Below are 24,829 nucleotides of genomic sequence, written 5' to 3'. Positions count from 1 at the left end.
TTGAGCAATATGCAAAAATAGCGCGCACAAAAACCTAATGAAAATATTTTCATAGGATTGCGGAGGAGGCGGTCTGTGAAAACGGAATGCATCAAGCAGCCGGACGATATGGCGCCAGCATACAGCGTGGCTGAGAGGCAAACGATCACGGCATGGGCCGTTTCCGGCCTCATCGCCAGCTATTTTCCCGGCGAGCCCGCGCCGGCCGAAGACCGCGTGAACTATCGTTTCATCAACGGTTTCGTCGATGTCGGCGACCTGCCCTGCCGCAAGGCCTTCTGGTCCACCATGGTGGGGCGGCCGCTCTCGCCCGACACCTCCTGGCCGACCGAAAGCCTCAATCTTCCCGGCTCGAACCGCCGCGTCGAGTTCACCGGCTTCTGGCATGTGCCGACGCATCTCAGGCGATGGCTGAAGGGCACGTTCAGGACGGAGACTGCGCGAACGCTAAATCTCAGACTGAAGACCTGCGGCGGCGTTCGCATATGGGTCAACGGGCAGGAGGTGGTGCGCTTCGAACCCTTCAAGCGCAATCTCGAGAGCGCGACCGACATAAGCCTGTCCCTTGAAACTGGCGACAACCAGATTCTCGTTCACACCGAAGACCTGGCCGAGCGCGACACGACGTGGTTTTTCGAGCTCGAGATGCTGGACGAGGAGCCACTCTGCGTATTGTTGCCCGTATCGCTGGATCAGAATGAGGTCCGCGAGCTGGAGGCCCTTGCCCGTGGCGTCCGCCCGGCCCGCGACGTCTTCGTCAATCAGCCGCTGGAGATCATATTCGGCACCGCGCCCGAACGCGACTTGCCTGTCGAGATCAAGGTCATCGGCCATGGTCACGAACGGCCCGTTCTCGCGCACTCACGATTGACGCTGCGCGCCCATCAGAGCAGCCTCACGGCCGACGATGTCTGCGGCATTGCGGACGGTTATCACGGCGTCCACATGACGATCGGCTCCGGCACGGGCTCGGTCACCCGCGTCATCGATGCTGCCTTCATGAGCAGCATTTCACCGTTGCCATCAGAGGCATCGCTCGCCGCCCGCAAGCGGCAGGCGCTCGAATACAGCGCCCGCTTCGGCGCAAACCGCGTCGGGCGCCTCATTGCGATGATGGAAACCGGTCACCACGACCAGGAAAGCTTCGATCGCATCATCGACGCGACACTCGCCTCCATCGATGCGCGGGAGGATTGCTCGGATTTCATCATGGTGCCGCTCTTGTGGCTACTCGGTGCCTATGCCGACCGGATGTCCGATGCCGTGGTCGCTCGCATTCGGCATTCCGTTCGTTCCTACCGTTACTGGGTCGACGAGCCGGGCAACGACGCGATGTGGTTCTGGAGTGAGAACCATGTGCTCTGCTTTCACACGAGCCAGCTGCTGGCGGGACTTCTTCTGCCCGACGAGGTGTTTTCAGCCTCGGGCCGGACGGGGCGGCAGCAGGCGGAAATCGCCGGCGAGCGGCTCGGGCGCTGGTTCGACAGCGTCGAAGCCCATGGATTGGCGGAGTGGAACTCGGCGGCCTATTACCCGATCGACTTCATTGGCCTGCTGGCACTGGAGCGCTGGGCCGAGATGGCGATGTCAGCGCGCGCCCGCGCCCAGATCGATCTCATCTTCCGCATGATCGCCCTGCATTCGCTCGCAGGCGTTCCGGCCGGATCGCAGGGGCGCGCTTACGACAAGGAGTTGCGTGCCGGCCCGCTGACCGAGCTTGCGCCCTTCGCCCAGGTCGCCTTTGGAACCGGTTGGTTGAACAACGGCGTTGCGGCATTGACCATGTTCTGCGCCGGCGGCTACGAGCCGCCCGCCGATCTGGCCGAGCTTGCCGCGCTCTCGCGCGCAAGAAGCGTCGAGGCGCGTTACAGCCAGGGCCTCGAGAGCGGAAAACTCGTGCTGTTCAAGAACGAGGCGGCGCAGCTTTCGACGGTCGTCGATCATAAGACCGGCCAGAAGGGGCATCAGCAACATGTCCTCGACATCCGGCTGGCCGGCCACCCGATGGCGAGGCTGTGGATCAACCATCCCGGCGAGGACGATCCCTGGGGCAATCAAAGGCCATCCTATTGGGCCGGCAATGGCATCCTGCCGCGCGTTGCCCAGCATTGCGACGTCGCCCTGCTGGTCGAGGACACAAGCGACGCACGCCATGCATGGACGCACGCCTATATCGGCCGCGACGGCCTGGACGATCTCATCATCGAAGACAAGTGGCTCATCGCGCGATCGGGCAGGGGATTTTCCGCCCTCTGGGCGTCGAACGGGCTGGAGCTGATCACCGACGGCCCGACCGCCGGCCGCGAGGCACGCTCCCACGGACCGCTTTGCGGCTGGGCTGGTATCGTCGGATGCGGCGATGGCGACGCTTTCAAGGCATTCACCGAACGCCTGTGCCGGACGACGGTTTCCTTCGATCCCGGGCTTCGGCGCCTCTCCCTGACGCCGCCGAGTGGCCCGGCGATCTGCCTGTCCTATGCCGACGGTCTTTCGATCGGCGGCGAGGCGAGGCCCTTCACCCACGATCAGCCGCACCCGATCCTCACACACGACAGTGCTGCCTCCGGCGCCGGCACTGACGGACCCTTCTACTCTTGAAACATAGGTCTCCAACATGAACACAACATCTGTCGATAACGCCGCGCTCCTGACGACGATCGATCGCGTGGCAACGGCTTTCAGCCGGCTCAGGGGCATCAAGGAAGGTCTCGTGACCGGAAATTCCGCCTCCGGAATCCAGTTCGACGAATGGGACTGGGAAGTCGGCGTCGGTCTCTACGGCTTCCTGCGGCGCGCCATTTCCACCAATGATCAGAAAGCGCTGCAGGAACTGGTGACCTGGTATGCCGGACAGATCGAACGCGGCTTGCCGCCGCGCCAGATCAACAGCACGGCGCCGATGCTGCCGCTAGCGATCCTCGTCCAGCATGTCGACCGTCCGGATTTTCGCGCTCTCGTCGAGGACTGGGCCGAATGGCTCGTCAAGGAACTGCCAAAGACCGAAGACGGCGGCTTTCAGCACGTCGTCAAGGAGCGCCTCAACGACGGCGAATTGTGGGACGATACGCTGTTCATGGCCTGCCTGTTTCTCGCCCGGGCCGGCGTGCTCTGCGAACGCAGTGAATGGATCGACGAGGCCGTCTATCAGTTCGTGATCCACACCCGTTACCTTTCCGATCCGGTCAGCGGGCTCTGGTATCATGGCTGGACCTTCAACGGGCGGCACAATTTCGCCAATGCGTTCTGGGCGCGCGGCAACGCCTGGATCACGGTCGCCATCCCCGAGCTCTTCGATCTCGTTCCGACGCTCGGCGAGAAGGACCGGCGTTTTCTGTCGAACGTCCTCGTCAGCCAGGTGCGCTCCTTGAAAGCATACCAGCGGCCAGATGGCATGTTCACCACGCTTCTGGACGATCCGTCTTCGCCGTTGGAAACCTCAGCCACGGCAGGCATTGCCTATGGCATATTGCGCGCCATCGATGCCGGCATTCTCGACAAGGACGACAGGGCCCATGCGGAGCGCGCTCTTGCGGCGGTGTTGGCGCAGATCGACGAAGAAGGCGTGGTCCACGGCGTCTCGGACGGCACGCCGATGGGCCATGACCTCGATTTCTACAGGCGCATCCCCAACGTGCCGACGCCTTATGGCCAGGCGCTGACCATGCTGCTCCTGACGGAAGTCTTTCTCGAGAACGGCGAGCGCCAATGAGCCCCGTGTCCCTTGTCGCGATCGAGCCGGCAGAGGGCGACGATACGGTCCGCCTGCAGGCGGCCATCGACGGCTTGTCGGCTTCGGGCGGCGGACGCGTGGAGCTCATGGCCGGCATCCATGTCTGCCGCGGGCTCCAGCTCAAATCCGGCGTCGACCTTCATCTGGCCGCCGGAGCGATCCTGCGTCCCGTTCCGGATTATGCCGCCTACACGCATACGACCGTTTCGGTGATTGCCGAAAAGTCGGACCGTGGCATGATCGTCGCGAGCGGTGCGCGGCGGATCAGCCTGACGGGAGCGGGTCGCATCGAAGCCGGTTGCGACAGCTTCATTGTGGGGGACGACGAGACCGTTGGAACCTTCATCCCGGCCGAATTTCGGCCCCGTGTCGTCGTCTTCGAAGGCTGCGACGAGGTCGAGATCAGCTCCATCCATATCAGCCGCTCGCCGATGTGGACGTTGCACTTCGTCAACTGCACCGATGTCGCCGTCACGAACGTGACCATCGACAACGACCGCCGCCTTCCCAACACCGATGGCATCGTGCTGGATGCCTGCCGCGGCGCCGTCATCGAGGACTGCCGGATATCGACGGCCGACGATGGCATATGCCTGAAGACGAGCATCGGTCCCGACCGTGTCGCCATCGGGCGATGTGAAAACATTCTCGTCCGCCGTTGCTCCGTTCAGAGCCTCAGCTGCGCGCTGAAGATCGGCACGGAAACGCATGGCGACGTTACCAACGTCGTGTTCGAGGATTGCAGCGTCTCTTCCTCCAACAGGGCGCTCGGCGTCTTTTCCCGCGACGGCGGCAGGATATCCAACGTCAGGTTTTCGAGAATTGCGGTAGAGTGCCGCGAGACCCCCGATGGTTTCTGGGGCTCGGGGGAGGCGCTGACGGTCAATGTTGTCGACCGTGTCACGGAACGCACGGCGGGCGCCATCGAAAATCTCATCGTCGAGGACATAACCGGGCGGATGGAGGGGGCGATCACAGTCATTTCGACCTCGTCGGCCGGCATCGGCAACGCATCGCTGGCACGCATCGCCTTGGACCAGCAGCCTGGGCAACTCGGCACTGCGCGGTCCTACGACCTGCGTCCGACAAACGCGGACCTTTCCCCGAAAGCCGATGGCGGCGGCCGTGCTAATGCCTGGACCCGCGGGTCGGACGGCCGGGTGATCGGTCTTGAGCACTATCCGGGAGGAATGCCGGCCGTCTACGTGGCGGGGGTCACCGGGATCTTGATGAACGAGGTGCGGGTCACAAGGCCGACACCGCTGCCGCAAGGCTGGAACAAAAACGACGCCGTCTTCGAAACGGCGGCACCTGATGGGAGTGGGGCATGGCAGAACTGAAGCTTTCCAACGTCAACAAGTCGTATGGCTCGGTCAAAGTCCTGCATGACGTCGAACTCGATATCAAGGACGGCGAGTTCGTCGTCTTCGTCGGTCCGTCGGGATGCGGCAAGTCTACCCTGCTGCGCGTCATCGCCGGCCTCGAAGAGGTGACCTCAGGCGCAATCGCGATCGGGGCGCGCGACGTCAGCGCGCTCTCGCCGGCCGAGCGCAAGATCGCGATGGTCTTCCAGTCCTACGCGCTCTATCCGCATATGAGCGTTCGCAAGAATCTCGCTTTCGGCCTGGAGAACCTGAAGTTCAAACGCGCCGAGATCGAGGCGCGGATTGCCGAGGCTGCCAGGATGCTGGCGATCGAACCCTATCTGGACCGGCGTCCGAAGCAGCTTTCGGGCGGCCAGCGCCAGCGCGTGGCGATCGGCCGGGCCATCGTGCGCGAACCTGACATTTTCCTCTTCGACGAGCCGCTGTCCAATCTCGACGCGGCGCTGCGCGTCCAGACCCGCGCCGAGATCACCAAGCTCCACCGCGACATCAAGACGACGATGATCTACGTCACGCATGACCAGGTCGAGGCGATGACGATGGCCGACAAGATCGTCGTGCTGCGCGCCGGGCGGGTCGAGCAGGTTGGGGCACCGCTGGACCTGTTCGACAGCCCGCGCAATCTCTTCGTCGCGGGTTTCCTTGGCTCGCCGCGCATGAACATCATCAAGGGCAAGGTATCAGGCATCGACGAAAGCGGCGTCACCATCGATGTCGGCAATGGCGGCAAGATCGTCAGCGACGTCGATCCTACCGGCATTGCTGTCGGCCAGGCCGTTCTCGCCGGCATCCGGCCCGCGCATTTTTCACGCTCCAGCGAGCAGGGCCTGCCGTTCATCGTCCAGTATCACGAGGGCCTCGGCACCGAGACCTATGTCTATGGCAAACTTGCAGGACAGGACGAGCAGATCATCATTCATGAGGCCGGCCATTTCGCGCCGGCGCCTGGGGATCACATCCTGATCGACGCCGTGCCGGGGCGGGTTCATCTGTTCGATCCCGAAAGCGGCCTGGCTTTTGCCCGGCGGCCCGGACAGGGGAGGCGCTGAACATGGCGGCGCTCAAGGCAGGTGTATTGCTGTCCCAGGCAGGCGAAGCGGCGATGAGGGTGGTCGAAGCGCCGATGAATGCGATCGAGCGCATCTTCGGCCGCAAGCGCATGCCATGGCTGTTCCTGGCGCCGAACCTCGTTCTGTTCGCCATCTTCACGTTCCTTCCGATCGCGATTGCGATTGGTTACGCCTTCACCGGCGGCACCAATCTTTTCGTGTCGGAGCGCCCCTTCGTCGGCTTGGACAATTTCCGCACGCTGCTTTCCTGCGGCAATTATCTGCAGCCGGGAACCTGCCAGGAATCGCTGTTCTGGACGGCCGTGTGGAACACGCTCTGGTTCGTGGCGTGCAATGTTGTCGCCACATTGCTGGTGGCGCTGATCACGGCGCTGATCCTCAATCGGGCGATCGTCGCGCGTGGTTTCTTCAGGGCGATGTTCTTCTATCCCGTCTTGCTGTCTCCCGTCGTCATCGGCCTCATCTGGAAATGGTTCCTCGATCGCAACGGGCTGCTGAACGCCTTCTTCCAGATGATCGGCGTTCCCCCTGAAATCTTCCTGCTCGATGTCGGCTGGTCGCGCTTCTTCGTCGTCGTGGTGTCGGTCTGGTTTCATATGGGTTTTTACACCCTCATCCTCTTGGCCGGCCTCCAGGCCATTCCGAAGGAGCTCTACGAGGCTGCCTCCATCGATGCCGCCTCGCCACGCCGCACGCTTTTTAGGATCACGCTTCCCCTGCTGGCGCCGAACCTGCTGGTCGTGTTCATTCTGTTGATGATCAAATCCGTCCAGATCTTCGACGAGGCCTGGGTTTTGACCAATGGCGGCGGTCCGGGCACGGCCAACAGCTTCATCGTCCAATATATCTACCAGATGGCGTTCGGCAGCGATCTTCGCCTCTTCGGTCTCGCATCCGCGGCATCGGTTCTCATGGGGCTGGTGCTTCTGGTTCTCACCCTCATACAGCTGCGCATCGGCAAGCGAATGGAGTCCTGAGATGAACCCGATCAGCTTTTTCACGCGCACACGCCGGGCCGGACGCATCGATATAACCGACATATTGTCATGGGTCTGGCTGATCGGCGGAACCTTTGTGGTGTTGCTTCCGGTCCTCTGGGCGGGCCTCTCCTCGCTGAAGCCGGCCGCCGAGATCACCCGGTTTCCGCCGACGCTGCTTCCCCGGGCCGCCGTCGAACAGACCGTGCCCGGCTTCGACAAGCCGCTCAGCCTCTGGCAGGTTACCGTCGACGGCCAGCAGCGTGAAATGGCCATGGTCCGCCGCATCGGCCTCAAGGCCCAGATGGTCGACCCCGCAAATCCGGGACCACCCGTCAGCGTCGACGTCAAGGGGATGACGCCGGTGCAGAAGCTGACGGTCGCCACGCAGAATTACACCGATCCGCTGACGCGCTTCAACTTCCTGACCTTCCTCAAGAATTCGGTGTTCGTCACCTTCGTCGCAACGCTCCTGACGCTGATCGTCAACGCCATGGCGGCCTTCGCCCTATCGAAATACAAATTTGCTGGTGATACGACGGTCTTCGTCATCATCATTTCGACTTTGATGATTCCGCTCGCTGTCGTCATGGTGCCGGCCTATCTCGTCATCGTCGGGGTCGGGCTTGCCGACAATCTCTGGGGCGTCATCCTGCCGACGGTCGCCTCTCCGACCGCCGTCTTCCTGCTGCGGCAATATATGCTGACCATACCCGACGAGCTGATAGAGGCGGCGCGCGTCGATGCGGCGAGCGAATTCTGCATCTTCTGGCGCATCATCCTGCCGCTGACGGCACCGGCTCTCGCGGTGCTGGCGATCTTTTCGGTGCTCTGGCGGTGGAACGATTTCCTCTGGCCGCTCATCGTCCTCAATAGCCGCGAGAATTTCACCCTGCAGGTCGGTCTGAACGCGTTCCAGGGCGAGTTCTCGGTGCAGTGGCACTATATCCTGGCGATGACGTTCCTCAGCCTGCTGCCTGTCACCGTCGTCTTCCTGTTCCTGCAGAAATACATCACCACGGGCATCGCCGGAACAGGCATGAAATGAACGGTGCTGGCGTGGAGAAAGACCTCCTCGCAGCCGCCGAAGAACCATACTGTCTTCCTCCCGGCTGAGGCGCGTCGCATTGAACTTGTTTCATGCGGCGCGCTTCGGTCTTTGTCTTGGACATGCTCTCAAGCGGTCGTCGATTGTTGAGTGACATGCACCCTTGCCTGGGCAGTAAAGTTCACACCTATTCGTCTGAACCGCTCCAATTTTGTTTAGGCAAATACCAGGGATTCAGCACAATTCCCGGGACCCAAACATCTAGCGCGGCGGCGCGATGCTGCCGCGCAGGACGAGATGACATCCGAGTTCCAGGCGATGGGCGGGCCGCTGCGGATCGTTGGCAATCAGCCTCTGTTCGATGAGCGCCAGGGCGGCGGCACCGAGCCTGTCGGTGGGAACGCTGATTGTCGAAAGCGGCGGACGGCTGAATTCGCCGGGGACGATGTCGTCGAAGCCCAGGACGGAGATCGCTCCGGGCACGCGTATGTCGCGATCGGCCAATGCCTTCAGGCAGCCGAGCGCCAGGTTGTCGGCGGCGCAGAAGACGGCGGTCGCCCCTTTCATCGTGGGATCGCGGTCGAGCAGCGTGTTGATGGCAGCCTCGCCGTGCCTGGGCTCATATCCCTCGGCCTCGACGATCATGTCGTCCGGTACGGGAAGCTGGGCGGCGAAATAGGCGTCGGTAAAGCCGTCATATCGGCGCTGGATCGTTGTGCGGCCCTTCCAGGTCAGGTGCAGGATGCGGCGATGCCCGAGTGCGAGCAGGTGCTCGATGCCGAGCCTTGCCCCGAAGCGATTTTCGGGGGTGACCGTATCGACCAGCATGGCCGGGTCTTCGCCGTTGACGATGACGACGGGCATATCAGGGGAGGCGAGGCTTCGGATGAGTTCCGGCTGATCATCGTTCAGAACCACGATGCCGTCGGCGCGCTCGGAGAGGGCGATCTGCCTGACCTGGGCGCCGTCGATGCGACGGCCGGTGCTGACAAAGGGCACGATCCTGATGCCGCGGCGCTCGCACTCCCTGCGAAGGCCGTTGAGGATCGTCCAGCTCACCAGGTTGAGGTCGCTCTCCGGCGCGGCATCGTCGGGAATGGCGAGAAGCAGGACGCGTAAGGTCGCGATCGTTGCCTTCTTCCTCCGGCGGTCGAGGTAACCCAGGCGTTTTGCCGAATCCAGAACCCTCTCGCGCACCTCGATTGTCAGCGGTGCGGTTCCGTTCAGTGCGTGCGAGGCCGTGCTCAGCGATACGTCAGCATCGCGCGCGACATCCTTGAGATTGACTTTGCGTTCCACTTTTTCCGTCACGAATTGAGGTCATACCTTCGAAGGCATGGCTAACTCGATGTTTTTACATAAAAACTTGAGAAAAGCTACGTGCCTTGCGCGGTATTTTTCGTCATTCGGCGATCAGTTCTTGGCAAGCAGGCCGTTGAGCAACAGGTCGAAATAGGCCCGCAGGAAGGCCTCCTTGTTGGGAGTGGGCACGCGGCGGTCGTCGAATATCAGCCGCAGAACTGTCGTCGTCAGGATGGGGGCGACGACGATTTCGGAGAATTCCACCGGAATTTCGCGAAACTCCCCCGACGCCACACCCTCCAGAATGAGAGCGTCGACCTTGGCGATGATCGGCTCAATGAACTGATCGTGGTGGCGGTCGATCAGGTCGGGGAACCGGTGTCCTTCGGCAATGACGAGCCGCGTCAGCTCGCGTGTCGTGCGATCCTCGGCGATTTGGTCGTAGAGCAGGCCGAGAATGGAAAGCAGCCGGTCGGTGGCGCTGCCGCTGAGGCTTGCGGTGATCCCCAGCAGCTCCTGAAACGGCACGGAGAAGTGGTTGATCATGGCTTCGAAAAGCTTCTCCTTCGTCTCGAAGTAGACGTACACCGTACCCTTGGTGACGCCGACCCTGTCGGCGATGTCTTCGACGCGCGTGCCGGTGAAACCGCTTCTCACGAACTCCTCGAAGGCGGCATCCAGGATCTGGATGGGCCGCAGCGCTTTCTGTTCCGCGCGCGTGATCTTCTTCTGATTCTGAGCTGCCATTTGCCTCGCCTCCCGTGTTGCGCACGCCCTCGTTCCTGCGGCACAAAGTTTCATTGACTAATGCGTCAGTCAATTATATAGGAGCTGCCGTTGAGAGCAAGAGGTCAACTATGAGAACCATTCTGGTCGCCACAGCGATCGTATGCGCCATCGGTCTCGGATCATGCAGCGATGAGCGCGGACCGACTGAGCCAACCCCACGGCAGGTCGGCGTTGTCGTCGCCAAGCCTGAGCCGTTGGTCCAAGGTGGCGCAATCACCGGAGATGTCCGCGCCCGTGTCCAGACCGATCTGTCCTTCCGCGTCAGCGGCAAGATCATCGAGCGGCTGGTGGAGGTCGGGCAGTCCGTGAAGGCGGGGCAACTCCTCGCGCGCATCGATCCGGAAGAGCAGAAGGCTGACCTGGATGTGGCGGCAGCCAATCTTCAGTCGGCTGAGGCGCAACAGACCCAGGCGCAGCTCGCATACGACCGCCAGCAGAGCCTGTTTCGAACGCAGGTGACGACGCGTGCGGCACTCGACCAGGCGCAGGAGGCACTTCTGACCGCGCAGGCATCGACGAAGTCGGCGCAGGCGCTTTTCGAAACCGCCCAGGATACCCTGTCTTATACGGAGCTGAAGGCGGATGCCGACGGGGTGATCACCGCGCGCAACGCCGAGGTCGGGCAGGTGGCGCAGGCCGCCCAGGTCGTCTTCACCCTTGCCCATGACGGCGACCGGGATGCCGTCTTTGAGGTGGTCGAAAGCGCGTTCCTGCGCCCGATCGACGGCGACGGGACCGTGACCCTTCTGTCGAACCCGACGCAGAAGATCGCGGCGAAGGTTCGCGAGATTTCGCCGACGATCGATTCTTCCACCGGAACCATCAAGGTCAAGGTCGCGATATCGAGCGACGCTCCGATCCCTCTCGGCGCTCCCGTCGTCGGAAGATTCAATTACGTCTCGCAGGACGTCATCCAGCTTCCCTGGTCGGCCATGACGTCCAAGGGCGGCAAGCCTGCCATCTGGATCGTCGATCCCGCATCCTCTGCAGTTTCGGCAAGGGCAGTGGATGTCGCTGGCTACGAGACCGGCAGCTTCATCGTGAAGTCGGGCGTGTCGGAAGGAGATGTCGTGGTGACCGACGGGACCAAGTTCCTCAGGGCGGGTGAAATCGTGTCTTATGTCAAGGAAGCTTCCAAGTGAGTATTCGTTTCAACATAGTCGCACTGATGGTGGGCACGGCCCTGATTTCCTCTTGCGCACCGCAGGAGGAAAGCAAGGACGAAGCGCCCCGTCCCGTGCTGTCGATGACAGTCAAGCAGATGGCCGCTACGAGCCTAGGCCTGACCGGTACGATCGAGCCGACGATCGAGACCGAACTCGGCTTCCGGATTCTCGGACGGATGATCGCCCGCAACGTCAATGTCGGAGATCTCGTCAAGAAGGATGATGTCGTTGCCGCGATCGATCCGCTGGCGCTGGAGCTTGCCGTGCGCAACGCGCAGTCGGACGTGGAAAATAGCGACGCCCAGCTCAGAAACGCGGTGACGACGGAGCAGCGCCAGCGCGCGCTGCTGGAGTCGCGCTCCGGCACCGAAGCCTCACTCGAGGAGGCCGAGCAGGCAAGGCGAACCGCCGCAGCCGCCGTCGCCAAGGCGCAGGCCAATCTCGACAAGGCGAGGGAGCAGCTCGGCTATGCGCAGCTGCGGGCGGAATTCGATGGCGTGGTGACGGCGACCTCGGCCGAGGTCGGCCAGGTGGTGTCGGCCGGCCAAACGGTCGTGACCATCGCCCGGCCGGACAAGCGCGACGCTGTGGTCGACGTGCCCCAGGCCGCCGCCCAGAAACTGAAAATCGGCGCGCCCTTCGAAGTGACGCTGCAGCTCGCCCCGACGATCCGCACGTCGGGCGTCGTGCGCGAGATCGCCCCGGAGGCGGAGACCGCTACCCGCACGAGCAGAACCAAGATCGCGCTCGCTGATCCGCCCGAGGCCTTCAGACTCGGCTCGGTCGTCACTGCTTCTGCAACCATCGCTGCAGATCCTGAGATCGTGCTGCCTTGCTCGGCAATCCTTGCCGGCAGCGACGGCCCGAGCGTCTGGATCGTCGATGCTCCCGCCAGGAAGGTATCGCTCCGCCGCGTGAAGATCGACGGCGACGTCGAAGACGGCGGCACCGTTCGCGTCACCGAAGGGCTCGTCCCCGGAGAAAGGGTAGTCGTGGCAGGCGTGCATAAACTTGAAGATGGCCAGGCCATCAGGATCGACCAGGAGATCAGCCAGTGAAGTCCTTCAATCTTTCCGACTGGGCGCTCGAACACCGTTCGCTCGTCTGGTACTTCATGATCGTCTTCATTCTCGCAGGCGCCTTCTCCTACGTGAAACTCGGCCGCGAGGAAGATCCGAACTTCACGATCAAGACGATGGTGATCACCGCGCAGTGGCCCGGCGCCTCCGCCGATGAGGTGACGCGGCAGGTGACCGACAGGATCGAGAAAAAGCTCCAGGAACTGGAATCGCTCGACTACACGAAGAGCGAGACCGTTGCCGGCCAGACGACCGTCTTCGTCGAGCTGCTGCCGACCACCAAGGCAAAGGATGTCGCGCCGACCTGGCTGCGCATCCGCAACATGATCGCCGACATCAAGGGCGATTTTCCCACGGGGGTCGTCGGTCCTTTCTTCAACGATCGCTTCGGCGACGTCTTCGGAAACATCTACGCCTTCACCAGCGATGGGCTTACCCAGCGCCAGCTTCGCGATCTGGTGGAAGATGCCCGTTCCAAGGTTCTGACCGTGCCCAACGTTGGCAAGGTCGATGTGGTCGGCGCTCAGGACGAGGCGATCTATCTCGAATTCTCCACACGCCAGATCGCAGCGCTCGGGATCGACCAACAGTCGGTCATCCAGACCCTGCAGGCGCAGAATGCCGTGACTCAATCCGGCTTCGTTGACGCCGGGCCGGAGCGCATCGCGTTGCGGGTCAGCGGACAATTCACCTCCGAGGACAGCCTGAGATCGATCAATCTCCGAATAAACGACCGCTTCTTTCCGCTGAGTGACGTCGCCACGATCAAACGCGGCTACGTGGATCCGCCCTCGTCGCTGTTTCGCTTCGACGGCCAACCGGCGATCGGGCTTGCCATCGGCATGAAGCAGGGCGCCAATCTTCTGGAGTTCGGCGAGGGGCTCGACGCGCAGATGAAGCGTGTTGTCGCTGACCTTCCGATCGGCGTGGACGTTCACCGCGTTTCCGATCAGCCGGCCGTTGTCGACGAAGCGGTGTCCGGATTTACCCGCGCGCTGTTCGAAGCGATCGTCATCGTGCTGATCATCAGCTTCATCAGCCTTGGTCTTCGCGCCGGCATGGTGGTGGCGATCTCCATTCCGCTCGTCCTGGCGATCACCTTCGTGGTGATGGAATATTCCGGCATTTCGCTTCAGCGCATCTCGCTCGGCGCGCTCATCATCGCGCTCGGGCTGCTTGTCGACGACGCCATGATCGCCGTCGAGATGATGGTGGCCCGTCTGGAGGCGGGCGACGATCTGAGGAAGGCCGCCACCCACGTCTATACATCGACCGCCTTCCCGATGCTGACGGGAACGCTCGTCACCGTTGCCGGCTTCATTCCGGTTGGTCTCAACAACAGTGCTGCCGGTGAATTCACCTTCACGCTTTTCGTGGTCATCGCAGTTTCGCTGATCGTTTCCTGGGTGGTGGCGGTGCTGTTCACGCCGCTTCTCGGCGTCACGATCCTGCCGAAGACGATGAAATCGCATCACGAGAAGAAGGGCCGCTTCGCTTCCATCTTCTCCTGGCTTCTGGGGCTGGCAATGCGCTGGCGCTGGGTCACCATCATCCTCACGGTCGGCGTCTTCGGGCTTTCCATTGGCGGCATGGGGCTGGTGCAGCAGCAGTTCTTCCCGAACTCGGACAGGACCGAGCTCGTCATCGACTGGAACCTCCCCCACAACAGCTCGATTGCCGAAACCAACAGGCAGATGGCCAGGTTCGAAAAGGAGATGCTGGCCGACAACAAGGATATCGATCATTGGACGACCTATGTCGGCCAGGGTGCGCCACGCTTCATCTTGTCCTTTGACGTGCAGACGCCCGACGTGTCGTTCGGACAGACTATCATCGTCACCAAAGGGCTGGACGTGCGCGACAAGGTGCGGGCGGAACTGCAGGACTATCTGACGAAAACCTTCCCCGGCACCGACGCCTTCGTCAAGCTTCTCGACATCGGTCCGCCGGTGGGCAAGCCGGTCCAGTACCGGGTCACCGGCCCCGATATTCAAAAGGTCCGCGATCTCTCGCAGCAGTTTGCCGGCGTCATGGGATCACACCCGCTTCTGGCAAACCTGGTCCTGGACTGGAACGAGCCGTCCCGCGTGGTGAAGGTCGATGTCCTGCAGGACAAGGCGCGCCAGCTCGGCGTATCCTCCGAAGACATTGCCACCGCCCTCAACGGCATCGTCGAAGGCTCGACAGCCACCCAGGTTCGAGACGACATCTACCTGGTCAACGTCATCGGCCGCGCCAGGGCATCCGAGCGCGACTCCATCCAGACGCTTGAGAATCTGCAGCTCTCCACCTCCAACGGCAAGGTCGTGCCTCTCTCCGCCGTGGCGAATTTCCGCTACGAGCTCGAGCAGCCGACGATCTGGCGTCGCGACAGGCAACCCACCATAACGGTCAAGGCAGCCGTCGTCGGTCCGACGCAACCGGCCACGATCGTCGACCAGCTCAAGCCCAAGGTGGAAGAGTTCCAGAAAAACCTTCCGGTGGGATACAAGGTGGAAGTGGGCGGCGCGGTCGAATCCAGCGCCGAGGCTCAGGGGCCGATCGCGGCGGTTGCTCCGCTGATGCTGTTTGCGATGGCGACGATCCTGATGATCCAGCTGCAAAGCTTCAGCCGCCTCTTCCTGGTGTTCGCCGTCGCGCCGACGGCCCTGATCGGCGTGGTCGCGGCGCTCTTGCTGAGCAATGCTCCTATGGGCTTCGTCGCGATCCTCGGCGTGCTGGCGCTCATCGGCATCCTGATCCGCAACTCCGTCATTCTGGTCGTCCAGATCGAGCATCTGCGCAGTGAAGGAATGGCGCCCTGGCAGGCCGTCATCGAGGCCACCGAACACCGCATGCGGCCGATCATGCTGACGGCCGCGGCGGCCACGCTGGCGCTGATCCCGATCTCGCGCGAGATCTTCTGGGGCCCGATGGCCTACGCCATGATGGGCGGCATCGTCGTCGGAACGGCGCTCACCCTGCTGTTCCTGCCTGCGCTCTACGTCGCGTGGTTCAGGATCCGGCGGGATGAAGGCGTCGTCCAGGCCGATGTCGTGGCAGAGGCGTGAGCACGGGCTTCGACGTCCATCGCATGCGGCCGTCGCGGCGGCCGCTGCAGGTCCTGGCTTCCAAGGAGAGAACTCGATGACGGGCCAGCGGTTGAATGAGTTTCCGTTGGGGGCCAAGATGATGCTGGTCGCGATCGGCCTGGCGATGCTTGCCGGTTGCGCTACACGACCGTCGCCTGATGTGTTGAACCCGGTCCATCTGCCGGTTCATCTCAATGCATCGCTTCAATCCGATGAAGCCGCCTCGAGCCGCGTAAACGTGCTCGCTGCGACAAACAGGAACCCCGATACCGCGCGCGGCGGGTTCGGGAGCGCATGGGCTGACAATCTCACCTACGAGCAATATGCGTTTTCGGTCCCTCCCAACCGGAAGGACACCGCGATCACATATCCGACCTCGAGGCCGGATCCCGAACGCCAATTTGCCGTCATCCAGCGCAAGCAGCTTCCAAAGGACGCATTCGTAGAGGAGGCGCTCCGCTCCACGCAGTCCGATGGCACCGTCGGCATCTTCGTCCATGGCTACAATTATAGTTATCAAGAGGCGTTGTTTCGCACCGCGCAGATCGCCGCGGACGCCAATATTCCGGGCTCTCCGATTCTGTTTTCCTGGCCATCGGCCGCCGCCGTCGCAGGCTATGTCGCCGACCGCGATGCGGCGCTGTCCTCGCGCAGCGACCTGGACTCGCTTGTCACCTCGCTCTCGGCTTCAGGAAAGGTGAAACGCATCATCCTTTTCGGACATAGCATGGGAGGATTCCTGGTCATGGAGACCGTGCGCCAGCTCAAACTGCAGCATCGTGACGACGTCATCGATAAACTGGCGGTGATCCTGGCCGCCCCTGACATTGACATCGATGTTTTCCGGTCCCAGCTGAAGGATATCGGGCGGATGCCGATCCCGATATCTCTTCTCGTTTCGAAGGACGACCGGGCGCTGGTGGCCTCGAGCTTCATAGCGGGAGAGCGGGCGCGTGTCGGACGTCTCGATATCGACGATCCCGTCATCAGGGAGGCTGCCTTGAAGGAAAGGCTTCGGGTCATCGACATTACGTCGATCCAGGCGTCCGACGGGCTGGGGCACGACCGCTACGCATCGCTTGCCAAGTTCGGCGCGCAGCTTGCCTCCTTCGAAAGCGGGAGACGGTCGAGCGCCGGCGACGTTGGCGCCTATGTCTTCGATGCCGCCGGCGCAGCAGTCGCAAGTCCCTTTCGGCTGGCCGGACGTGTTGTCGGCTCGCAATGATGAGAACTGGTGTCTCAGGCAGGCGCACATGGCTAATCCTGAGGCATCGTCAAGAGATGTGTACAATGTGACTATTAAATTGTCAGCTGCACAAATGAAGAGCAGACTTCCGCCTGTGGTCGATTTGGCCTCAAGGATAGGGGAGGGCATTCTCCCTCGTTATACAACGAGGATCTTGCACCCGCCGAGGAGCGTAAATGGGGTGCATTCAGCATCTTTAACGTCTGGACGTCAGACGTCCACAGCCTGTGGGGTTACTATCTGGCGGCGAGCCTGTTCCTGCTGTGCGGCAGCTTCGTCAATTTCGTCATCGCCATCGGCATCGGATCTCTGGTCATCTTCTTTTTGATGAGCCTGGTCGGCAATGCCGGCGTGCGCACCGGCGTACCCTTTCCGGTCCTGGCGCGCGCCTCCTTCGGCACGTTTGGGGCGAATGTTCCGGCACTGGTCCGGGCGGTGGTCGCCTGCTTCTGGTACGGGGCGCAGACCGCCGCCGCATCCGGCGCCATCGTCGCCTTGCTGATCCGCAACGACAACCTGCTCGCCTTTCACCAGAACAGCCACTTCCTCGGCCACTCGACCCTCGAGGTCATCTGCTACGTCATCGTCTGGGCGCTGCAGCTACTGATCATTCAGCGTGGGATGGAAACGGTTCGCAAGTTCCAGGATTGGGCCGGTCCGGCCGTCTGGATCATGATGCTGGTGCTCGCAGTCTATCTGGTCGCCAAATCAGGCACCTTCTCCTTCGGGTCCGAAATCCCGCGCGACGTGCTGATCGAAAAGACCAAGGATGCAGGCGTGCCGGGTGAGCCTGGTTCGATTGCAGCGCTTGCCGCCGTGGCCGCCACATGGATCACCTATTTCGCGGCTCTCTACCTAAATTTCTGCGATTTCTCGCGCTACGCAACGAATGAAAAGGCTCTCAGGAAAGGCAACCTCTGGGGGCTTCCGATCAACCTTCTGGCGTTCTGCCTGGTCGCAGGTGTTACGACCACCGCCGCCTTTACGGTCTACGGAGAGGTGCTGCTGCATCCGGAACAAATATCGGCGAAATTCGACAGCTGGTTCCTGGCGCTGCTGGCCGCGCTGACATTCGCGATCGCAACGCTCGGCATCAACGTCGTGGCGAACTTCGTGTCGCCGGCCTTCGACTTCGCCAATGTATTCCCGCGCCAGATCAACTTCAAACGCGGCGGATATATCGCCGCCCTGATCGCTCTCGTGCTTTACCCGTTTGCTCCCTGGGAGACGGGTGCGGCGCATTTCGTCAATTTCATCGGATCGACGATGGGGCCGATCTTCGGCATCATGATGGTGGATTACTATCTCATCCGGAGAAGCCAACTGAACGTCGAAGCGCTCTATCATGAGAATGGCGAGTTCCGGTTCCAGAACGGATGGCATGGCAATGCCTTCATCGCATTTGCGGTTGGCGTGCTCTTCTCATCGATCCTGCCGACCTTCACCACCATCCTGCCGGACTGGTGGGGAACCTACGGCTGGTTCTTCGGCGTCGCCATCGGCGGGGCGATCTATTTCGTGTTGAGAATGGGCGCGCGGCGCAATCCGGCCTTCGCGTCATGATCGAATGAAAGCGCCCGGCAATCGCCGGGCGCCTTTTCATGTCTGGTTTTCTGCTGCCGCCTGGTTCAACGGCGAGCCGCAACCGCATGCACGGCTGCACGAGCAGCGGGCTGCGCCATCGTTCTCGCCGTCGACCGAAGGGCCGAGGAATGGCTGGTGGCCACATCGTCGAGCTTGAACTGGGCGATGAGCTCGCGAAGCTTCTGGGCTTCCTGCGCGAGCGAATCGGATGCCGCCGTCGACTGTTGCACCATGGTTGCGTTCTGTTGCGTGGTCTGGTCCATCCGGTTGACCGCGACGTTGACTTCGCTGAGGCCGATGGACTGCTCCTTCGCTGAGGTGGCGATCGAATCCATATGGTGATTGATCTGGGTAATGAAGCCGCCGATGGTCTTCAAGGCCTGGCCGGTATCGCGCACCAGCTTGACCCCGCCTTCCACCTCCTTCGAGGAGTTCTGGATCAGGCCCTTGATTTCCTTGGCCGCACTTGCCGAGCGCTGGGCGAGTTCGCGCACTTCCTGGGCGACGACGGCGAAGCCCTTGCCGGCCTCGCCGGCTCTCGCCGCTTCCACGCCGGCATTCAATGCGAGTAGGTTGGTCTGGAATGCGATTTCGTCGATGACGCTGATGATATTGGAGATCTGCTGCGACGACGTCTCGATGCGTCCCATCGCCTCTTCGGCGTGGGAAACGACTTCCGCGGAGACCCCGGCGCTGCGATTTGCCTCCGTGGCCACCGTGCGCGTCTCCTCGGTTCGCTTGCTGGAGTTCGACACGTTCGCCGTGATCTCTTCCAGCGCGGCCGCCGTCTCTTCGAGCGAGGCGGCCTGCTGCTCCGTGCGCTTTGCAAGATCGCTCGCCCCGGAAGAAATTTCCCGCGTGCCTTCGTCGATCGTGCCGATGCTGTCGGATATTGCTCTCAGCGTCGCGCCAAGCTGGTTGACGGACTGGTTGAAGTCATGGCGTAGCGCCTCGAAGTCGGGGGCGAAGGTCTCGCTGAGCTGGAAGGCGAGGTCGCCTGCGGCCAGCCGCTTCAAACCGGCGGCGAGACCCGAGGTAGCGATGCGCAGCCGTTCCGAGGCGTCAGCCTCCGCCTGCTGCTGGGCGGCAAGGCGGTCGGCCTCCGCCCTGTTGCGGTTTTCGTCGGCTTCCATTGCCATTCGCTTGTTGGTGATCGCGGCCTGGCGGAAGATCTCCACCGCTCCCGCCATCGATCCGATTTCGTCGGCGCGGTCAGCGAACGGAATCTCTGAACCGGTGTCTCCCTCGGCCAGCCGCCGCATCGAGGCGGTGATGCCGGTAATCGGATTGGCGATGCCCGTCAGAACGAAGACGACGGCGCCGAGAACGAGCAATCCCGCAAAGCCGATCGCGGCAAACAGCTCGAATTCTATCGAGGCGAAGGTCTCCTTGCTGAGTTCGGCGGCCTTGTTGCTGCCGCTGACGTTCAGTTCGACCAGGGCCGCAGTTGCTTCTTTGAGCTTATCCGAATGCGAGCGCATCTCTCCACCCAGATATTGCCCGGCTTCCTCGGTCTTGTTGGCCCGGGAGAGGACGAGCAGTTGCGAGCTGCTGGCGATGTAGCCACCAACGCTCTCCTTGATCGTCTTGATCAGTTCGCGCTCGTGGTCGGACGAAGCCAGCGGGAGATAGGCGTCTACCGCTTTGCCAACTGTATCCTCAGCGACTTTAATGGCCTCTTCGCGCGTTTTCTTTTCTGCATCCGACTGCGCGATGATGTGATCACGATAGGCGAGGCGCAAATTCGTCATGGCGAGATTGATCGCTTGCGACGCCTGCACGCTCGGCAGCCAGTTGGTCGCAATTTCTTCGGTGGAGCCGTTCGTATTTCGAAGACCGTCGACCGCGAGATAAGCGACAAGCCCGAAAAGAAGAGCTATGCCGCTGAAAATCAACAGCAAACTCGATTTTATGTTTGGACGACGCATTGAAAGCCCCCATCGAACATCCGGTTTCATATCGGATTGGCCAAGGACTTTTTTATCCAAAAAAATTTAACGATTTGTTCCATATGTAAAAACGCCGTTTACCAGTTTTCCGGAAAACTGCTGCCGCCTTCGCGCTCCGGCTCCCGCTAAAGCAGCAAAATGCCTATCGATGCTGCGGCACGGATGACAGGAGCCAGAGATGATGAAGCGCATATATTCCGCCCTTCTTGCATTGATTCTTCCGGTGCAGGCAGCCGTTTCGCAACCCGCTGACGAGGCGGGGGCACGCAAAGCCCGGTCTATCGCCCAGCTTCAGTCGGAAGGCGTGCCGACCATCGATCATCTGCCGACCATCGAGCCCGAGAGCGAGAGCACTCGCCGAAATACAAAGGCTGTCGTTCAGCGCACGATTGCGCTTGCGATCGTTGCCGTGAAAGGCGAGACCGGCGACCACGAAATGGGTCAGGCTCTCATCCGGCAGTTCGACGCCGCAAGTTTTTTCACCCCGAAAGAACGGGTCTTCATGGACGATCCCGATCCCTCGGATCAGGACCGGACCAACTTCGCCTGGCGCTACGAGGGCGTGCACGTCATGTTATGGGCGCTCGGGATCACTTCCGATCTTGAACGCCCCGACCATATTTGCGACGTGCCATTCATTGCCAACACACTTCGCGAACTGGGAACCGACGGCCTGATGCGTCGTGCCAAGCTGCGTCCGCAGAAAGAACTGCTCGACGCTACCGATCTCATTTACCGCTACGATTGGGCCGCAGTGAACGCGCGGCTGAAGGGAGAGGAGCCACCTGCCGGATTGGACAAGGGCGTGGTTTACGAACGGCATTATGCCCTCAACTGGCTGACCGGCTATATGGATCAGGATTGGGACGATATTTCCACGGACACATGACGCCGCCCGGCGCCCGGCCACGATGAAGGCGCCTGGTCAGACCCCGCACCGACGCGGATGATGCATGTTTTACGAAATAGCATTATGATCGGTTGAGCGCCTGACTGGCGGAGGGGCTGGCCGCGGATTTGTGATCCGCGCGAAATGGAGGACGGCAGGATTTGGAACGGCTAAAGGATCTGGACAGTATTTCCGCGCAATCAGGTGGCGGTTCCACATCGCCTCCGTATGAACGGCCCGGCGTCGTGGCTGCTGCCGTTTACCAGCATGGGCAACGCATTCGCGACATCAGGATAGAAGAGGCCGGCGAATGGCGAAGCAGGGAGAATGCCATCGTCTGGATCGGCCTGCACGAGCCGGATGAAGTGCTGCTGCACCAGGTCCAGGCCGAGTTCAATCTCCATCCGCTGGCGATCGAGGATGCAGCGCAGCCCCACCAGCGCCCGAAGCTGGAGATTTATGGGGACGCGATGTTCATCGTCGCCCGGACCGCCCACATGAAGGATGACGAAATCATCTTCGGCGAAACGCATTTGTTCGTCGGTCGCGGTTATGTCGTCTCCGTTCGCCACGGGGACTCGTCCTCGTATCTCGCGGTGCGGCAGCGATGCGAGGCCACGCCGACAGCGCTTGCCCACGGCGAGAATTATATTCTCTATTCCATCCTCGATTTCATCGTCGACAATTATATGCCGGTGATCGAGGTCGTGCAGGAGGAGGTCGAGAAGCTCGAGGATCTGGTGCTGCGCGAACAGCTGGCAAAGTCTGACATCGAGCGCCTTTACCTGTTGCGGCGCAAGCTGCTGCGGCTCCGCAATGCCGTGGTGCCGCTGGTAGACGTCTGTCGGCGATACGAGCACATCGATCTTCCCGGCATGGATCCGACGCTCCAGTCGCTGTTTCGCGATGTGACGGATCACGTGCGCCGGGTTCAGGAAGATATCGATGCGCTACGCGAGGTTCTCGCCTTTGCCTTCGAGGCCAGCGTGATGATTGGCCAGACGGAGCAGACGGCGATCGCCCGCCAACTCGCCGCATGGGCGGCGATCCTGGCCGTTCCCACCGCGATCGCCGGTATCTACGGGATGAATTTCAGCGATATGCCCGAACTGAAATTCCAATATGGCTATTTCGTCGTGCTTGGTGTTATCGCCTTCTTGTGCCTGTTTCTCTTCAGTTTCTTCCGTCGGAGGAAGTGGCTCTAGATATGAAGCCTGGCGAAGGCGTCAGCACAGAGCTTCGAGCAGTCGATCCCGATGGCTTCTGATATAGTCGATATCGCTTAGATAGAGCCGGGCATCTCCTGTGGCGACGTCCTCCGCGAATGTCGCCTCTCCAGCCGAGGCGTTCGCCAGCATGAAATCGACCAGCGCCTGAAGCCGCCTGCAGATCATCTCGGGGAGCTGGAGCCGTTCGTCCACCGTCGCCCCATATGCCTCACAGAAGAGTTCCGCTCGCCGCAGCTGTTCGTCGAGGTTGAATGCCACATGTGGGTTGGCGGGATCGGATAGGGGCGCCCAGCGATAAACCGAGTAGGCCAAATCCCAAAGGCGCGACGCGGGATGGGCGGCGTCGAAATCGATGATGCCGACAGCCGCCTGACCTGCCGTGGCGACATTGTAGGGCGCATAATCTCCGTGGCATACGATCTCGCGCGGCTCCTGTGGCGGCAACATCCATGTCTGGACCTCGCGATCCGATTCCAGAAATCCTTGAGATGCCGAATGAAAGTCGCGCAGAAGCTTCGCTGCGGAAAGCAGCATGGGCTCCGATCCGACAAATTGGTCGCTCAAATCTTCGCAGACGCGCCCGGCGACATAACTGATGACCTCCTGGTTCCCCGTTATTTCAATGGGATCCGGCGCTCCCGAAAAGCCTCTGCTCCTCAGATGGCGCAAAAACCGGTGCACCGTCGGCGTCCACGCGCCGGAAGGCCTGATCACGGTATCGCCACCACGCCAGATCTGCCCGGTTCGACCGCCCTCCAACAGTTTCATTTTCCGGTCTCTTCGATATGGGCCTGAACCGTCGCGCCAAGGTTTGTCTCATGGCAGTTCCGGTAGAACGCCACCACCTCGGAAGGCATTCCGTCGGGGATGGGGACGAAGTCTTCAAGCCGCAGGCCGATTGAGCTGCCGAGTTGTGGATCCGCCAGCTGGCTCTCGCTCAAACTGCCGATACGATCGGCTAGGGCTTGGAAATAGGCGAGGTTCGCATCCACCGTCGAAGGGGAGTACGTCCGGCCGTGCGCAGGGATAATCAGCCTTGCATCCAGGTCACGTATTCGCTCGAGCGAGGAACGGATAAGGCGGAGATCATCAGTACTTTTGCTCCAGACTTCGGGAACGGGATACTCCACCGCGTCGACGGCCAGGCAGATGCGAAGTTCGGGAATCCATACGGCGATATGGTCGGGCGTGTGACCCGGCGTATGAATGAGTTCCAGCGTCAGATCACCGCCATTGAGGGTCATCGAGGCGGAGAACGTAATGTCGGGACCGATGAGGTCGACGTTCCGAAACCTCGAATCCTGGCTTGCCTTGTCCCTCAGGACCTCGCGTGCGGAAGGGTCGCGTAAACGGTCGAGCGCTGCGGCATGCGCGATAATCGGAGCGCGCCCCGCAACGGCGGCATTCCCCCAGAAATGATCCCAATCCATGTGCGAATTGATGACGATCATCGGGCGTTCCTTCGTCTGTTCCTCGAGCAGGTCCAGCGCCGCCAGGCATAATTCGGGCGTTCCGAGCGTATCGATCAGCACATTGAACCTCTCGGTCTGGACAAACACGCTATCAACCTCATCCCCCGCCCTGACGATCACGATTCGATCATCGAGTTCGGGATATGAACACAATTCCACCGATGGATTCACGTCTGGTCGCCTTTATTGCAAATCGCAGAGATTCATTCGGATACATCAAGTCCCGTTCGGGCGCCTGCTCTTTCCGAACGGTGCGGGGCGGCGGGGCTTCCCGTCAGATTTGGCTTGCGCTCTACCGGAACATGGACATCCCAACGTCTCATCACGCTGTTCGGCACCGCGACCGTGCATATCACCATCACGCTCAGTTTCGAGCGGCCAAGGCTCTTCGGCGTCCACTGTGTTTCGAGCGGCACCGCACAGCGGGGAACCAGAATCTTCAGGTTGGGCTCCAGCACGTCCCATTGCTGATGCCCCTTGGCGTTCTCGTGCGAAATGAAGCGCCTGGCCTCCTCGCGGATTTCGAACAGGCCATGGGTGTTCTCAGTGGAACGATCGGTGTCGATGCTCCAGGAGGCCAGGCACAGCGCGCAAGCCGACAGGGCGGCGCTAAAGCATATCGATCGAAGCAATGGTGCGCCGTCAGCAGCCAAATGGGTCACCCTCCCAGGAAGTGAAAGACTACCGAAATGCGGCAGTCCTTCAAGGTCTCTCTTCTGACGCAAGCGCCTTTGATGCTCGAAATTAACGCGTCCTATCGGTCCCGCGCCAATGCGGCCGGTGATGTCCAGCGCATCGCGAATTGGCAGTTTCGGTGGAACAACGGCCGCCAACAGAAGTTTG

18 protein-coding genes and 1 pseudogene are annotated in these 24,829 nt (G+C 61.4%); 13 read left to right on the top strand and 6 right to left on the bottom strand.

All coding sequences use genetic code 11. The features are described 5' to 3' along the window. Positions 1-75: 75 nt before the first annotated feature. Genes BS629_RS36945 through BS629_RS36920 form a run of 6 tightly spaced genes read left to right on the top strand, consistent with a single transcriptional unit; the run spans position 76 to position 8,210 of the window. Complete coding sequence (locus tag BS629_RS36945) at positions 76-2,598, top strand: hypothetical protein (protein ID WP_018245914.1); 2,523 nt, start codon at positions 76-78, stop codon at positions 2,596-2,598. A 16-nt stretch (positions 2,599-2,614) separates the two neighbouring features. Beyond that, complete coding sequence (bglB, locus tag BS629_RS36940; protein WP_018245913.1) at positions 2,615-3,709, top strand: beta-galactosidase BglB; 1,095 nt, start codon at positions 2,615-2,617, stop codon at positions 3,707-3,709. After that, complete coding sequence (gene pglB / locus BS629_RS36935; protein ID WP_018245912.1) at positions 3,706-5,070, top strand: polygalacturonase PglB; 1,365 nt, start codon at positions 3,706-3,708, stop codon at positions 5,068-5,070. The genes bglB and pglB overlap by 4 nt, the downstream gene beginning before the upstream one ends. Further along, complete coding sequence (locus tag BS629_RS36930; protein ID WP_018245911.1) at positions 5,058-6,164, top strand: ABC transporter ATP-binding protein; 1,107 nt, start codon at positions 5,058-5,060, stop codon at positions 6,162-6,164. The genes pglB and BS629_RS36930 overlap by 13 nt, the downstream gene beginning before the upstream one ends. A gap of 2 nt (positions 6,165-6,166) precedes the next feature. After that, positions 6,167-7,162, top strand: coding sequence for a carbohydrate ABC transporter permease (locus BS629_RS36925; protein WP_018245910.1), 996 nt, complete (start codon positions 6,167-6,169; stop codon positions 7,160-7,162). A 1-nt stretch (position 7,163) separates the two neighbouring features. Beyond that, complete coding sequence (locus BS629_RS36920) at positions 7,164-8,210, top strand: carbohydrate ABC transporter permease (protein WP_003562795.1); 1,047 nt, start codon at positions 7,164-7,166, stop codon at positions 8,208-8,210. Between the two features lie 261 nt (positions 8,211-8,471). On the opposite strand, the gene BS629_RS36915 is transcribed toward BS629_RS36920, so the two are convergent. Next, positions 8,472-9,521, bottom strand: coding sequence for a LacI family DNA-binding transcriptional regulator (locus BS629_RS36915; protein WP_245268279.1), 1,050 nt, complete (start codon positions 9,519-9,521; stop codon positions 8,472-8,474). A gap of 102 nt (positions 9,522-9,623) precedes the next feature. Next, positions 9,624-10,259, bottom strand: coding sequence for a TetR/AcrR family transcriptional regulator (locus BS629_RS36910; RefSeq protein WP_018245908.1), 636 nt, complete (start codon positions 10,257-10,259; stop codon positions 9,624-9,626). Between the two features lie 110 nt (positions 10,260-10,369). Between BS629_RS36910 and BS629_RS36905 the strand changes: the two genes are divergently transcribed. From BS629_RS36905 to BS629_RS36885, 5 genes and pseudogenes are all read left to right on the top strand, one after another. Beyond that, the gene (locus BS629_RS36905; protein WP_018245907.1) at positions 10,370-11,443 is read left to right on the top strand and encodes an efflux RND transporter periplasmic adaptor subunit; all 1,074 of its coding nucleotides are present in this window, start codon (positions 10,370-10,372) and stop codon (positions 11,441-11,443) included. Further along, a complete protein-coding gene (locus BS629_RS36900; protein WP_077988807.1) occupies positions 11,440-12,525 on the top strand; it encodes an efflux RND transporter periplasmic adaptor subunit in 1,086 nt (361 codons plus the stop codon). Before BS629_RS36905 ends, BS629_RS36900 begins: the two co-directional genes overlap by 4 nt. After that, entirely contained in the window at positions 12,522-15,596 is a 3,075-nt protein-coding gene (locus BS629_RS36895) for an efflux RND transporter permease subunit (protein WP_018517829.1), read from the top strand. Before BS629_RS36900 ends, BS629_RS36895 begins: the two co-directional genes overlap by 4 nt. Before the next feature lie 76 nt (positions 15,597-15,672). After that, the gene (locus BS629_RS36890) at positions 15,673-16,842 is read left to right on the top strand and encodes an alpha/beta hydrolase (RefSeq protein WP_018245904.1); all 1,170 of its coding nucleotides are present in this window, start codon (positions 15,673-15,675) and stop codon (positions 16,840-16,842) included. 150 nt (positions 16,843-16,992) lie between these two features. Continuing rightward, positions 16,993-18,426: pseudogene (locus BS629_RS36885) on the top strand (NCS1 family nucleobase:cation symporter-1); the annotation flags it as partial. Between the two features lie 65 nt (positions 18,427-18,491). On the opposite strand, the gene BS629_RS36880 reads toward BS629_RS36885, so the two are convergent. After that, on the bottom strand, positions 18,492-20,375 hold the full coding sequence (locus BS629_RS36880; protein ID WP_018245902.1) for a HAMP domain-containing methyl-accepting chemotaxis protein: 1,884 nt from the start codon (positions 20,373-20,375) through the stop codon (positions 18,492-18,494). 199 nt (positions 20,376-20,574) lie between these two features. On the opposite strand from BS629_RS36880, the gene BS629_RS36875 reads away from it, so the two are divergent. Both BS629_RS36875 and BS629_RS36870 read left to right on the top strand, forming a co-directional pair. Then, positions 20,575-21,285 carry a DUF4272 domain-containing protein gene (locus BS629_RS36875; RefSeq protein WP_018245901.1) on the top strand — a complete coding sequence of 237 codons (711 nt, stop codon included), beginning with the start codon at positions 20,575-20,577 and terminating at the stop codon, positions 21,283-21,285. 161 nt (positions 21,286-21,446) lie between these two features. Next, positions 21,447-22,490 (top strand): magnesium and cobalt transport protein CorA, encoded by a 1,044-nt coding sequence (locus tag BS629_RS36870; RefSeq protein WP_018245900.1) that lies wholly within the window; start codon positions 21,447-21,449, stop codon positions 22,488-22,490. A gap of 21 nt (positions 22,491-22,511) precedes the next feature. On the opposite strand, the gene BS629_RS36865 is transcribed toward BS629_RS36870, so the two are convergent. Genes BS629_RS36865 through BS629_RS36855 form a run of 3 tightly spaced genes read right to left on the bottom strand, consistent with a single transcriptional unit; the run spans position 22,512 to position 24,618 of the window. Next, positions 22,512-23,282 (bottom strand): phosphotransferase enzyme family protein, encoded by a 771-nt coding sequence (locus BS629_RS36865; RefSeq protein ID WP_018245899.1) that lies wholly within the window; start codon positions 23,280-23,282, stop codon positions 22,512-22,514. After that, the gene (locus BS629_RS36860; protein WP_018245898.1) at positions 23,279-24,157 is read right to left on the bottom strand and encodes an MBL fold metallo-hydrolase; all 879 of its coding nucleotides are present in this window, start codon (positions 24,155-24,157) and stop codon (positions 23,279-23,281) included. The genes BS629_RS36865 and BS629_RS36860 overlap by 4 nt, the downstream gene beginning before the upstream one ends. A gap of 32 nt (positions 24,158-24,189) precedes the next feature. After that, positions 24,190-24,618: a hypothetical protein gene (locus BS629_RS36855; RefSeq protein WP_050566360.1), complete on the bottom strand. Its 429-nt coding sequence runs from the start codon at positions 24,616-24,618 to the stop codon at positions 24,190-24,192. Between the last annotated feature and the right edge of the window lie 211 nt (positions 24,619-24,829).

The organism is Rhizobium leguminosarum bv. viciae USDA 2370, assembly GCF_002008365.1.
In the GTDB taxonomy this organism is placed as follows: Bacteria; Pseudomonadota; Alphaproteobacteria; order Rhizobiales; family Rhizobiaceae; genus Rhizobium; species Rhizobium leguminosarum.
Note: the sequence above shows the minus strand (reverse complement) of the source record. Positions and strands in the feature narration are given on the sequence as shown.

Excerpts from the sequence above, each read along its gene's own strand:
- bglB (WP_018245913.1), top strand. The coding sequence starts at position 2,615 with ATGAACACAACATCTGTCGATAACGCCGCGCTCCTGACGACGATCGAT.
- pglB (WP_018245912.1), top strand. The coding sequence starts at position 3,706 with ATGAGCCCCGTGTCCCTTGTCGCGATCGAGCCGGCAGAGGGCGACGAT.
- BS629_RS36930 (WP_018245911.1), top strand. The coding sequence starts at position 5,058 with ATGGCAGAACTGAAGCTTTCCAACGTCAACAAGTCGTATGGCTCGGTC.
- BS629_RS36925 (WP_018245910.1), top strand. The coding sequence starts at position 6,167 with ATGGCGGCGCTCAAGGCAGGTGTATTGCTGTCCCAGGCAGGCGAAGCG.
- BS629_RS36920 (WP_003562795.1), top strand. The coding sequence starts at position 7,164 with ATGAACCCGATCAGCTTTTTCACGCGCACACGCCGGGCCGGACGCATC.
- BS629_RS36910 (WP_018245908.1), bottom strand. The coding sequence starts at position 10,259 with ATGGCAGCTCAGAATCAGAAGAAGATCACGCGCGCGGAACAGAAAGCG.
- BS629_RS36905 (WP_018245907.1), top strand. The coding sequence starts at position 10,370 with ATGAGAACCATTCTGGTCGCCACAGCGATCGTATGCGCCATCGGTCTC.
- BS629_RS36890 (WP_018245904.1), top strand. The coding sequence starts at position 15,673 with ATGACGGGCCAGCGGTTGAATGAGTTTCCGTTGGGGGCCAAGATGATG.
- BS629_RS36880 (WP_018245902.1), bottom strand. The coding sequence starts at position 20,375 with ATGCGTCGTCCAAACATAAAATCGAGTTTGCTGTTGATTTTCAGCGGC.
- BS629_RS36875 (WP_018245901.1), top strand. The coding sequence starts at position 20,575 with ATGATGAAGCGCATATATTCCGCCCTTCTTGCATTGATTCTTCCGGTG.
- BS629_RS36865 (WP_018245899.1), bottom strand. The coding sequence starts at position 23,282 with ATGAAACTGTTGGAGGGCGGTCGAACCGGGCAGATCTGGCGTGGTGGC.